Raw genomic sequence first — 12,938 nt, 5'->3', positions numbered from 1 at the left:
GCTACATATTTTTTGCCAACAGTGACCTAGTATTTACGGTTGCCAACTTGCCAATTCGATAAGTTTATTTTCCTGATCTGCTTGATATCAGGTGGAAACAACAAGTAACTAAAGAATGTCTGAATTATTATCTTAAATTAAGCTAAGTAATTATGAAAAAACTTACTATTGGTCGATTTTGTAGTTATGGCTCTATTGGATTAATATCCTTAATCGCTCTACTCACTACAACTACCTCTGCCTTTACTCAGGTAGTAGACGATTCTCCAATTCAACAAACTCCTATTCCTGCTTCCAAGTTAATTTGGCCAACTCAAGGGTTTATTTCTCAAGGCTTTCGGAAATATCAACACGAAGGAATTGATATTGCCGGGGCAGCTGGTACTCCAATTGTGGCTGCGGCATCTGGTACGGTAGTCAAAGCCGGTTGGGATGATTGGGGATTAGGAAATTATTTAGAAATTAAGCATCCTGATGGTAGCCTCACAGTTTACGGACACAATCGTCGTCTTTTGGTGAGCAAAAATCAACAGGTCAGCCAAGGTCAAGTAATTGCAGAAATGGGATCTACAGGTAATAGTACAGCGCCTCACTTACACTTTGAACTTCATCCTGATGGTCGCCTAGCAGTTGATCCCATGCGACAATTATCTACCTCCACGGCTAGCAAAATACCACCACAGCCTACAATCTCTGCTTCTAGAAATCGCCCAGTCGCAAAACCTCCAATAGCTCAGCAAGTTTCACCTTCACAACCGATCCCTGTAAATTTTGTACCTATAACTAATAATGCATGTAATGGTATCACCATCATTGAAGGTGAAACTACCAACGTTCGAGTCAAAGTTTGTGATGATCAGGGCAGTTTATTTTATGTTGGGCAGTTAAAACAAGACCCAAGTCAACCAGTCAAGATTCCAGCTTGGAATATAGGTAAAGATACATATCAAGCAAATAATGGCAGCTTTTCCTACTTAGTTAACCGAGAGAAAGTGGAAGTATGGCGAAATGGTAGTCAGATTAGATCTGATAATTTTCATACTTTAAACTCGATCAAAAATTAGTTAAAAAACTAAATCTTAATTGAATTTTATTTATATCTTAGATAAGCGATCGCACTGTAATATTGTCAGGCGATCGCTTTTGATGAAAAAATTTACCAATTCTTAGTATTTTTTTATTCTGTTATCAGTAAAAACGCTTTATGATTGTTTGTAATCTAAAATACTAAAAATATAAATTCTGAAAAAACCAAATTATTCTCTAAGATCACTTACAGGTACTGAATCATGGAATATATTGCTTATTCCCTCATGGTTGTTGCTAACCAAGAGGCAACTGGACAAGCCGAATATACAGAATATAATTTTCCCAAGCTGCAATTCAATTTAGGAAAACTACTTAAATCTTCTGCTTGGTTAACTTTAGCTGGTATTAGTGTACTTTTTGCTGCTGTCACCCAAGCTCAAATCGCTTCAGCAGCATACGTCAGAACTAATGGTAGTTGTCTACGTGTTCGTACAGGTCCAAGCACAGCCTACCAAGTTGTAGGATGTATTCCCAATGGTGCGCCAGTTGCCACGATTGCAGGATACAATAACGGTTTTGCTAGGCTTGCTACAGGTAGATACGTTGCTGCTAACTGGCTGAGCGGTACATCTAATCCTCGTCCTACCACTAGACCCGGTGGTGTTGGCGGTCAAGTTATTCTAAATCGTGGAGCGAAAGGTCAACCTGTTAGAGACGTGCAACGAGCTTTAGGTGGCTTGGCAGTTGACGGGATATATGGTCCAGCAACTGCTAGCCGAGTCAGACAATTTCAGGCAAATAATGGTCTACGTGTAGATGGCATAGTTGGCCCTCAAACTCGCAGCTTTCTATTTAGAAGTTAATAATAATTTCACAACCTTTGGTTGAGGGAACAGAGAACGGGCAACAGGGAACAGTGAAGATTTTTGATGAGATACGGAAATTGTTGCCTGTTCGTTTCATCGACTAATCAAGGGGTCGCCCCCTTGGGGCGATTGTATTGGACGGGTAACAGTCCCCTTCCTACACATGCCCTGTTCCCTGTTTTCTTTAAGTTGCTTAAGAAAGCTGTAAATAATTTTTCACAATTTGCAAGATGCGTTCTGCTGCGTGACCATCTCCAAAGGGATTAATCGCATTAGCCATCTCTTGATAAGCCTTTGGGTTACTCAATAGCTCAGTTGCAGCTGTAACAATATTCTCGCTTATAGTTCCTACAAGTTTAGCTGTACCCGCAGTCACGGCTTCCGGTCTTTCTGTGGTGTCTCTAAGAACTAGCACAGGTTTTCCTAAGCTAGGTGCTTCTTCTTGCAAACCACCAGAATCAGTTAGCAAAAAATGCGATCGCCCAATTGCACCGACTAGTTCTGCATAATCTAAAGGTTCAGTTAAAAAAATTCGGGGATGATTTCCTAAAAGTGCTTGTAATGGTTTTCTGACTGTCGGGTTACGATGCAATGGCAAGAGTAAGGCAGTATCAGGAAACTTATCTAATATTTGCAAAAAACCCTGAGCGATCGCTTGTAATGGTTCTCCCCAATTCTCCCGCCGATGAACTGTTGCTAACAAAGTGCGATAAGAATCCCAGTTTAAATCCGTTACATCACAAGCTGGTTGGGTTGCAGCTACATTTAACAACGCATCAATCACTGTGTTACCTGTCAAGTGAACTTCACCCAACACACCAGAACGCTGCAAGTTGTCTACAGCCAAAGTAGTGGGTGCAAAATGCAATTGAGTCAGTTGAGAAATTAATCGGCGATTAGCTTCTTCAGGGTAAGGATTAAATAAATCATCTGTTCTTAAACCTGCTTCTACATGACCTACAGGAATTTTTTGATAAAAAGCTGCTAAAGTTGCTCCAAAAGCCGTGGTGGTATCTCCTTGGACGATAACTAAATCTGGTTTGTTTTCCTGAAATAATGCTTCCAAACCTCGTAAACTGCGGCAAGTAATATCGCTTAAAGATTGCTGTGGTTGCATAATCTCTAAGTCGTGATTTGCTTTTAAGTTGAACAGCTGCATTACTTGCTCAACCATTTCACGATGCTGTCCAGTTAAAATTACTTGCAACTCAAAGTCTGGGGAATCTTGAAAAACCTGAATGACTGGAGCTAATTTAATTGCTTCTGGACGTGTACCCAAAATAATACAAACTCGTTTTTGATTAGTCATTAGTCAATAGTCAATAGTTAATGGTCTATAGTAAGGGACTTCCAACTAAAAAAATATCCCATCGTTATAGAAGCAGGGGGGCAGCGAGCAGGGAAAGTAAGAAAAATAAAATCTGAATAAATTGGATAATTTATTTTTTGGAGTTCCCTAAATCTTTACAACTAACAACTAACAAATTATAAATAAGCATGAAAAAACCCGGCTTAACCGGGCAGATGCACTGTTTGTCGAATTTAGTGGAATCAATTATAGCTCGATGTCACAAGTTAAAGGACAAGCAGCATAGACAGTGGTCTGCGCCTGGTCTGCTTCTCCATGCAGCCAGCTTAACCATTTAACATCACTTGGATGGATGCCTTTGAAAGTCAACACACCCGCTGCGATCGCAACTGCCATGACATTAAACATGATCAAACCACCTGCAACCAGTAAAACTGCACTAACAGGCATTACAGATTGCAACACAATCGACAACAGACAACCGACCGTAGCCATCAAAACCACTAATGGAAAACCGACAACCAACAAGCATACTGCCAGCGTGAAAGTCCAGATTAAAAAGCTTTTAACTACCAACAAGGAGTAGGTTTTTCCTAGATTAGAACTCTGAGCCAAAACCATGACTTTTCCTCCCAAATTACACAGCAATAATTAACTTCAGCTATATCTCGCTTTTAGCAAGCCAACTGATATTGTTTCTAGTGAAATTCAGTATATAAAAATCTATTAGTAAAATGAGCATTTTTTTACTAAACTTTACACTTAATGTTTTGTAATTATGGATGTAAAGTCAAGTTCACAATTAGGTTCAAAATGAGTTTCTAGTATCTATCTTCAGGAATAGAAGCCAAAGTACAGTAGCTTTTAATATGCATTTCCAATTCTTGACTTAGACTAAGCTTAACACTTCTTATAAAAACTGATTAACGTTCTCATAATTCTGAAAAGGCTCTAGATAAATTATCTGCTGCTAATTTTGTTGTTAGTTGCTAGCAACTTGTATTTATGCCTAGCAAAATTTTCTCATTTAACAATACAAAGTATTTACAACAAACATTAAAGTCATAAATACTACTTTAGCTTTTAGAAAAATTGCTGAGGCTTTTATAGGTCTTATAGTGTGATAAACAAGGATATGTGAGCAAAAGATATTCTAATTAACTGATGAAGACTTAGTTAAAAATCAAAAAGTATACAAGTATGAATTGTGAAATGTAACTAACTACTGCTTTGAATATTTGAGCAAACAGACAGTCATAATTCTACCTCCTAGCGCTCTAGAGACTGCTGATAGAGACTTTTAACCGATTCAAGTTTATTAACGCCACATTGTAAAGATATATGACAGAATCACAGCATCCATCAAGTATAAATCCTGTTGCTTCCCGGAATATACCCCCGATGCCGCCGCCGCCACCATCGTTAATGACGACGCAGCGCCAGTCTACACAAACGTTGGATATGTCGTCAGTGAATAGAAGTCCCTCTAGTGCTGCATCTAGTGCGGCTTATCGTCCAGGCCCCCCGCCACCGATGCCAAAAAGTAGTACTTCGGCATTAACATTAGCGCAGATTATCAAGGAAGCTTACGATCAGGGATATTCAGACGTTCATCTAGGTGTAGGGGAAATACCTCGCTTCCGTAACCGAGGAGAAATTCAATCGACGGATTATCCAGAAACCAATAAAGAAGCTTTCATGAGTTGGTTGCAGGAGGTAATGAGTGAAGCGGAAATTCAGCGCTTTGAAGAACACTTAGAATTTGACGGCGCAACTCAGTACGACTTTGCCCGCGTGCGGATTAATGTCTTTGGTTCGCTTAAGGGCTATTCAATGGTGTTGCGGTTAATTCCGCTGAAAATCTTGACGATGGAACAGTTGAGGCTACCCTCGGTTTTTCGGGATATTTGCCATCATCATAAAGGTTTAATTTTGGTGACTGGGCCTACTGGTTCTGGTAAATCGACCACAATGGCAGCGATGATTGACTACATCAATAAAGAGATGGCTAAACATATCATCACCATTGAAGACCCGATTGAATTTGTTCACCAAAGCCGCAAGTCTCTAGTCAAACAACGGGAAGTAGGAATGCACACCCTAAAGTTTGATAATGCTTTGAAAGCAGCTTTGCGGGAAGATCCAGATTTGATTCTAGTGGGAGAAATGCGGGATAAAGAAACTGTTAACACCGCCTTGAAAGCTGCTCAAACTGGTCACTTAGTTATGGGAACCCTGCACACAAATAGCGCGGTGAAAACTATTGAACGGATACTCAATCTGTATTCAGGTGAAGAACAAGACGCGATGCGGGTAGCAATTTCGGAGTCTTTAGTAGCGGTGATTGCTCAAGGTTTGTGCCGCACTACTGATGGGAAGCGGGCTGCATTCCACGATATTTTGATCAATACTGAAGCTATCAAAGAATGGATTAAAGATGGTAAGTATGATGAAATTAGCGAGTTGATGAAGCAAGCAAGCTTTGATGGCATGATCACCATGAATCAGTCACTGCTCGACCTCTACCAAGACGGACGCATCACAGAAGAAACAGCTTTAGAAATGTCACCAACTCCTAACGAAATGGCGCAGTTTCTCAGAGGACGAGTTTAGGTAAAGTAATAAGAAAGCAGGCCACACAGCATAAAAATGGTTATAGGGCATGGGGCATGGGGCATGGATATTATTATTCTCCTCTGCCTCCCCTGCTTCCCCTGCTTCCCCTGTCTCCCCTGCTCCCTGCTCCCCTGCCCCCTACTCCCCTGCCTCCCCTGCTTTTGATTACCTAGCTCCTGTAACTGAATTGACTACAGACAAACTATCTAGACCTCAGCTGTTCAAAGGCATTGCCTTATTCACACCTGGAGGAGATTTAATTTACTGCATCGACCCAAATAAACAAGGTCGATGGCATTTGCATTTATGTACTGCTTTACAAGAAATTTTAGATTTACCAGAACCGCCTCATTTTTTAGTACCTTGCTACACAGCAACGATTGATCACTGGCTAGATCCGCACAGCCACCGAGTGCGAACATTTGCAGAGGCTTATCCAGCAGTAATTCGACATCAGGCTGTACTTAACGCTATTTTTAGTACAGATGATTTAGTTTGGCAAACAGCGCCTTGGCAAGAGGGTTTGTGCGATCGCATGGTACTAACAACTTATCGCTCTTCGTTTCCTCAACTCTGGGAAGATCATGATTTAGTTGTAAACTTAGACCTTTCCCAACCAGTACCAAAATACTCTCAGCCAGTCATAGCAGCTCAAAATGTACAGCAAAAAACACAATGCTATGTTCTGCGTTTGTTTGTCGCTGGGCATAGCGCCAATACTGAACGCATCCTCCAAAATCTACACGAAATGTTAGAGCGATCGCTAGGATATCCGTACACGATGAAAGTTGTGGATGTTTTAACAAATCCAGAACAAGCAGAAATCGATCAAGTTTCTGCCACTCCTACTTTAGTTAAAGTTTGGCCTCATCCAATTCGGCGAATTGTTGGAGATTTAGATAATGATGAAAAACTTTTACAGATGTTAGGCGCTAAAGAAAAAAATTAACTTTAGGATTTTCAACCAGTCATTATTATTAATAAGCGATCGCCTCAGAATACCTTTAAGTACGCTTTTAGTCACCGCTAACAACTATAGAGGTTTTCATCAAGTCGAAATACTTTAGACCCTAGTGCCTAACCCTTTTTCTTACTGAGAATATATTGTACACAAACAAATAATCCCTGTGTTTATGGGTCGCCCGGGATTCGAACCCGGAACTAATCGGTTAAAAGCCGAGTACTCTACCGTTGAGTTAGCGACCCTTCCGTTGCATTTCGCAACTTTGCTATCATAGCACAGACATCTGTAGTTTTGTAAAGAGGTTTAGAAAAAATTAGCTGTTAACCGTACACATGCATTGTAGCTGGCTCCTGGTTTTAATACAGTTAAGTGTTCGCCAGTATTCAAGGAATTACGTGGAGCAGTCCACGGTTCTAGACAATAAAAGTCTTTGCCTTTGAGTGTCCAAAATACCAAAATGGGATATTCCTTGCCGTAATCTAGAGTCAATTCTAACTTGCGGCTGTTGTCTATCACCGTTGCCGATTGACTTGTTAGTTCTTTAAAGGCAACATCAATTTCGTCGAGATTAAAGTCAAAATTACCGTTAAATCGGTGAATTTCCTTACTTCTCTGGTCTTGGTATTCGTGGGAAGGAATTTCAAACTTTAGCTGGGTTTTATCCTTTGCCAAAAAGTAAGGATGGAAACCTGTAGAAAAAGGCAGTTGTATAGATGATAGATTTTTATACTCTTGCTGAATCTCTAGAGTATTGCCTTGTAACTTGTAGGTAAAAACTACTTGAAAGTCAAAGGGATAAACAGCTTTAGTTTGCTCTGTACTATTGAGGACAACAGTAAGACTAGCTTGGTTTTGGGTCGCTTGGTCAGTTACTTCCCAAGATAAATCACGGGCAAAGCCATGTTGTTTGAGATTGTACTGTTTACCGTTGTGGATGTAAGAGTTATCCGGCAAGTTGCCACAGATAGGAAATAGTATTGGATTCCCACCTCTGACGCTCAAATTAGGATTAGTAAAACGCTCAGTATCCAGATAGAAAATTTCTTGCCCTTGGACACGCCAACGGGTGATAATACCGCCACGTTCTGGTACAACTTCCAGTTGAGAACCAGCGGTTTCATCAGAAAGGATGTAGGTTTTGTATTGTTGCTGTTGAATGGCAATGGTAAACACAAATTTAGTCCTTGGTTAGGGGCTAGAGGAGGCAGGGGAAGCAGGGAGAAGAGGCAGGGGAGCAGGGAGCAGGGAGACAAGGAGAAATAGGCAGGGGAGCAGGGAGAAAAGGAGAAAGAGGAAAGAGTGTTAACTACAAATGAATAACAGGGAAGTAGTTTCAAACTCCCCCTTGCACCCCACACCTCCCACACCATGCCCTATGCCCAAAATACCTCATGCCTATTTTAATTACTCGTCTTCTGCAAATATAAAGCGATACAACTCGCTGGGGTCAGGTTCAGGGCTGCTTTCGGCAAATTTAACGGCTTCGTCAATAACATCTTGAATTTTTTGCTCAATAGCTTTCAATTCTTGCTCATCTGCTAAATTTTGCTCTAAAAGATAAGCAGCAAGTTTCTTAATTGGGTCACGGGAAAACCAAAATTCTTTTTCAGTTTTGCTTCGCAGTTCATCTGGGTCTGCTAGGGAATGACCCCGGAAACGGTAGGTTAAAGCTTCTATTAATGTTGGTCCTTCTCCTGCACGGGCGCGGGCGACAGCTTCTTGGGCTACGGCTCGCACGGCCAATACATCCATACCATCTACTTCTACGCCGACCATGTTAAACACGCTGGCTTTTTTGTAAATCTCCGGTTGGGAAGTTGCCCGTTCGTGAGACATGCCAATTGCCCACTTATTATTTTCTACGACGAAAAGAATAGGCAGTTTCCAGAGGGCAGCCATATTCAAAGTCTCGAAAAATTGACCGTTGTTGGCAGCACCATCACCAAAAAAGCAAGCGGTTACTTGGTCAGCGTTGGCATCTTTGAGGACTTCGCGGCGATATTTACTTTGAAAAGCTGCACCTGCTGCAACAGGAATGCCCTCAGCCACAAAAGCATAGCCACCCAGTAAACCATGTTCTTTAGAGAACATGTGCATAGAACCGCCGCGGCCTTTACTACAGCCTGTAGCTTTGCCAAATAGCTCTGCCATGACTTCTTTTGCTGGTACTCCTGCGCTGAGAGCATGAACGTGGTCGCGGTAGGTACTAGAAACAAAATCTTCTCCTGGTCGCATTGCTTGAATTACACCAGTAGAAACAGCTTCTTGACCATTGTATAGGTGGACAAAACCAAACATTTTGCCCCTGTAGTACATTTCAGCGCATTTGTCTTCAAAAAAGCGCCCTAATGTCATGTCCTCGTACAACCGTAACCCTTCTTCTTTGGTGATCTGGGTAGTGGCAGTATTATATGTAGGTAACGTGCGTTCTTGAACCATTATTTTTTAGTATTCCTTTAGTAAAACTAAAATTTACCAACTCAAAAAATAAGTTGCTTTCACACAATATTTGCTTTTCACAAGCTGGGAAGTGCTGGAGTCAACAACTAAAATTTATGCACCACAAAAGGTTACGGAGAATAGACAATAGAGAATGGGCAAACTTTGCGTTTTTTATCCTTGGCTTAACGAGGATTTCACCTTAACGGTAATAGCCGTTCTCTGAGTTTTTCTACTCCCAGATCCCGCTTATAGGTTATCAAACAGAATAGCTTGGTTTCTGCCTATCCATGAACAATTTAGAAAAAACGATCTTAAAAATCTCTATGTGTCTAAATAGAAAGTTGTAATTTAAGTGTAATTATGCTAGTATGCTTTTCCCTATTGTTATAAAAATCAACCCTACGGTGGTGTTTTTCTCACCGTACTACCAGGGCGATCGCAACTACTAAACACAATCATAGATTTCTACCAGTACAACACCCATACCACTAACAAAATTTATTATGGTTTTTCTGATGGTGTCGCAGGTTTGACCAGTTCTGAAACACAAGAATACTAAGAATTAAGACAATATATCAGCGCTTTCTAGGCGGTGGCAAAATATTAGTACTAAAATATGACTCAAATTTCGGGAAGTCATAAAACTAATTGTTGCAACATACACTTATAGTGTAAGTAAGTCGCGGTATTATTTACCGTTATTATGGCACGGTTTTACATGCCTGGAATGCTCTAGGTGAATTATGTTGATCACGGTGCAGAGGAAGTAGGCTGTGCGAATTCCGCTAGATTACTACCGAATTTTAGGACTACCGTTAGCGGCAAGTAATGAACAGTTGCGGCAAGCATACAGCGATCGCATTGTACAATTGCCGCGACGAGAGTATTCTCAATCAGCAATTTCTTCTCGCAAACAACTTATAGAAGAAGCTTACGTGGTTTTATCAAATCCTAAAGAACGTAGCAGTTACGACCAGCTTTATCTGGCTCACGCCTATGACCCTGATGGTAAGGCTAGAGTAGCATTGGGCGATCATGCCCAAAGTAACCACGGTGATCCTGATACTCAAAATCTCAGTATTGAAATTTCTCCACAAGAATTAGTTGGTGCTTTATTAATTCTGCAAGAATTAGGAGAATACGAACTTGTACTGAAACTAGGTCATAACTACCTAGCAAATCAAAATGGCGCAGCAGTTGCCAATATAGGCAATAATCTGGTAAATGAAGAATTTCTGGAAAGTACAGAAAGTCCAGATATTGTCTTGACTGTTGCTCTGGCTTGCTTAGAATTAGGTCGTGAACAATGGCAGCAAGGTAACTACGAAAATGCTGCCGTGTCCTTGGAAACTGGACAAGAAATGCTAGCTCGTGGCGGCGTGTTTGCCAGTGTACAGGCAGAGATGCAAGCTGATCTTTACAAATTGCGGCCGTACCGGATTTTAGAATTACTAGCACTACCTCTCGAAAAAACAGCCGAACGCCGCCAAGGTCTGGAATTATTGCAAAGTATTTTAAGCGATCGCGGTGGAATTGATGGTAATGGTAGTGATGCATCAGGTTTAAACATAGATGATTTTCTGCGATTTATTCAACAATTACGCAATCACCTCACAGTCGCAGAACAGCACAAACTCTTTGAAGCCGAAAGCAAGCGTCCTTCTGCTGTTGCTACGTACTTAGCTGTTTACGCCCTAATAGCGCGAGGATTTACCCAACGTCAACCAGCTTTAATTCGTCAAGCAAAGCAAATGCTGATACATTTGGGTAAACGCCAAGATGTACATTTAGAACAGTCGCTATGTGCGCTACTACTAGGTCAAACCGAAGAAGCAACCCGTGTTTTAGAACTAAGTCAAGAATACGAAGCCTTAGTTTTTATTCGAGAAAAATCCCAAGACTCTCCAGATTTGCTACCGGGACTATGTTTATATACAGAACAGTGGTTACAACATGAAGTGTTTCCCCACTTTCGAGATTTAACTAGACAACAAGCTTCGCTGAAAGATTACTTTGCCAACCAACAAGTACAAGCTTATTTAGAAGGCTTACCTACGGATGCAGAAACTACTCATGAATGGGCTGTAATTAACCGTCAGTCTTTTTCTCAACCACAAACAAATCACTTACGTCAGCGCAGTCATCCTAGTGGTGTTGCTCAACAAGTTCATCATAGTAGAACATCCGACCCAAATTTATCGGAAACAATTAATTACAAAAAACCGGAGTATGCCAATACTTCATTAAATATTCCATCTACTGCAAGTGCAAGACCAGAAATACCGATGACACCGCTTTCTACTGCTGAACGCACAACGAAAGCAACTAACCCTAACTTGAACGGTTCAGCAAGAACCTCTCCACCCCGTCAAGTCAAAAAGCGTAGGAGGCGTAAAGTTAGTCAGCCTACACCATCGGGGCAACGGCGAACCTTTGCCAATACCCTAGAAGGTAAAACACGATTAGTTTGGACAGTATTTGCTTCATTGGTAGGTATATTAGTATTTTGGCTGTTAGTTTCCACAACTTTTGGATGGTTAAAAAATCTGTTTTACCCTGCACCATCTTTACAAGGGAAACAATTATTTGTCCAACTTAATGAACCACCAATTAATATTCCTGACAGCAACAGTAAATTACAATCACCAGAAGGAACTCTAAGCGAGGAGACTGCAAAAGAAGTTATTGAAACTTGGCTATCTACTAAAGCTGCGGCTTTAGGAGTAAATCATGAAGTAGATGGTTTACAAGATATTTTAACTGGTTCAGCTTTATCTCAGTGGCGGTTGATTGCCCAGCAAGAAAGAGCAGCAAATCGCTATCGACAGTATAATCACACTGTTAAGGTGGAATATATTAATAAAGCTGAGATTTACCCAGACCGCGCAGTAGTGGTAGCTACGGTTAAGGAATTAACACAGTTTTATGAAAACAGTCAACTGAAAAAATCTTCTGATGAAACTTTGCGTGTCCGATATGATTTCATTCGACAACAAGGGGTGTGGCGTATTCAGAATATGGCAGTTGTTTATTAAGTTATCATGCAAAATTAATTCACAAAAAAGAAGAAATCGAACCGCCAAGAACGCCAAGAGCGCCAAGAAAGCTAATAATTTATAGAGTGTGCTTAAGTTATAGACATTAATTAATAAATTTTAAACCTAAAAATAGAGCTGTGATAGTTCCTGTTACAGAAATTTCACCTTGAACAATTTTATCTAACACTGATTCTATAGGAATTAATACAATTTCAATTTCTTCTGTAATATCTAGGTTTTGGTTTCCAGATTTGGTCACGTTTTCTGCTAAAAATAAATGTATTTTGTTAGTATCTTTGACAGGATTATCGTATAAAGTAGCTAATTTAGTTACTTTTTGGGCAATATAACCAGTCTCTTCTTGCAATTCTCTTACTGCTGCGATCGCTGCATCTTCTCTATTGGCATCAAAACCTCCCGCTGGTAGTTCTAATAAAATCTCACCAACTCCATGTCTATATTGACGTACAAAAACAATCTCTTGTTGATTGGTAATTGGTAAAATTAAGGCAATTTCTGGTCTAACAATTACAAAAAAGTCATCTATAATTTGACCATTTGGTAATTCTATTTCATCTTGTCTGACTTGACACCAACGGTTATCTAATACCATTTTTGATTGTAATATTTTCCATTTTTTTAAGTTGTTCATAAATAAATTAAGGAATGGAATT

10 protein-coding genes and 1 tRNA gene are annotated in these 12,938 nt (G+C 40.4%); 5 read left to right on the top strand and 6 right to left on the bottom strand.

The genetic code is table 11. The features are described 5' to 3' along the window. Positions 1 to 152: 152 nt before the first annotated feature. Together QI031_RS28385 and QI031_RS28380 are read left to right on the top strand one after the other, a co-directional pair. Positions 153 to 1,064 carry a M23 family metallopeptidase gene (locus QI031_RS28385; protein ID WP_281482898.1) on the top strand — a complete coding sequence of 304 codons (912 nt, stop codon included), beginning with the start codon at positions 153 to 155 and terminating at the stop codon, positions 1,062 to 1,064. A gap of 225 nt (positions 1,065 to 1,289) precedes the next feature. After that, positions 1,290 to 1,892, top strand: a complete 603-nt coding sequence (locus tag QI031_RS28380; protein WP_281482897.1) for a peptidoglycan-binding protein — start codon at positions 1,290 to 1,292, stop codon at positions 1,890 to 1,892. A gap of 196 nt (positions 1,893 to 2,088) precedes the next feature. Here the strand turns inward: QI031_RS28380 and wecB are convergent, their stop codons facing one another. Further along, positions 2,089 to 3,204 (bottom strand): non-hydrolyzing UDP-N-acetylglucosamine 2-epimerase, encoded by a 1,116-nt coding sequence (gene wecB / locus QI031_RS28375; protein ID WP_281482896.1) that lies wholly within the window; start codon positions 3,202 to 3,204, stop codon positions 2,089 to 2,091. A gap of 246 nt (positions 3,205 to 3,450) precedes the next feature. Continuing rightward, positions 3,451 to 3,825 carry a hypothetical protein gene (locus tag QI031_RS28370; protein WP_214439043.1) on the bottom strand — a complete coding sequence of 125 codons (375 nt, stop codon included), beginning with the start codon at positions 3,823 to 3,825 and terminating at the stop codon, positions 3,451 to 3,453. Positions 3,826 to 4,545: 720 nt separating this feature from the next. Here QI031_RS28370 and QI031_RS28365 point away from each other — a divergent pair. Next, entirely contained in the window at positions 4,546 to 5,817 is a 1,272-nt protein-coding gene (locus QI031_RS28365) for a type IV pilus twitching motility protein PilT (RefSeq protein WP_281482895.1), read from the top strand. 190 nt (positions 5,818 to 6,007) lie between these two features. Next, positions 6,008 to 6,769 carry a circadian clock KaiB family protein gene (locus QI031_RS28360; RefSeq protein ID WP_281482894.1) on the top strand — a complete coding sequence of 254 codons (762 nt, stop codon included), beginning with the start codon at positions 6,008 to 6,010 and terminating at the stop codon, positions 6,767 to 6,769. A gap of 185 nt (positions 6,770 to 6,954) precedes the next feature. Here QI031_RS28360 and QI031_RS28355 read toward each other — a convergent pair. From QI031_RS28355 to pdhA, 3 genes are all read right to left on the bottom strand, one after another. After that, positions 6,955 to 7,026, bottom strand: a tRNA-Lys gene (locus QI031_RS28355). Positions 7,027 to 7,087: 61 nt separating this feature from the next. Next, positions 7,088 to 7,957, bottom strand: a complete 870-nt coding sequence (locus QI031_RS28350; RefSeq protein ID WP_281482893.1) for an aldose epimerase family protein — start codon at positions 7,955 to 7,957, stop codon at positions 7,088 to 7,090. Between the two features lie 231 nt (positions 7,958 to 8,188). Beyond that, positions 8,189 to 9,223: a pyruvate dehydrogenase (acetyl-transferring) E1 component subunit alpha gene (gene pdhA, locus QI031_RS28345; RefSeq protein ID WP_281482892.1), complete on the bottom strand. Its 1,035-nt coding sequence runs from the start codon at positions 9,221 to 9,223 to the stop codon at positions 8,189 to 8,191. A 776-nt stretch (positions 9,224 to 9,999) separates the two neighbouring features. Between pdhA and QI031_RS28340 the strand changes: the two genes are divergently transcribed. Then, positions 10,000 to 12,261 (top strand): IMS domain-containing protein, encoded by a 2,262-nt coding sequence (locus tag QI031_RS28340; RefSeq protein ID WP_281482891.1) that lies wholly within the window; start codon positions 10,000 to 10,002, stop codon positions 12,259 to 12,261. A 106-nt stretch (positions 12,262 to 12,367) separates the two neighbouring features. Here QI031_RS28340 and QI031_RS28335 read toward each other — a convergent pair whose 3' ends face one another. Next, a complete protein-coding gene (locus QI031_RS28335; protein WP_281482890.1) occupies positions 12,368 to 12,916 on the bottom strand; it encodes an NUDIX hydrolase in 549 nt (182 codons plus the stop codon). Positions 12,917 to 12,938: the final 22 nt, after the last annotated feature.

The sequence above is a fragment of the Halotia branconii CENA392 genome (assembly GCF_029953635.1).
GTDB classification, from domain to species: Bacteria; Cyanobacteriota; Cyanobacteriia; order Cyanobacteriales; family Nostocaceae; genus Halotia; species Halotia branconii.
Note: the sequence above shows the minus strand (reverse complement) of the source record. Positions and strands in the feature narration are given on the sequence as shown.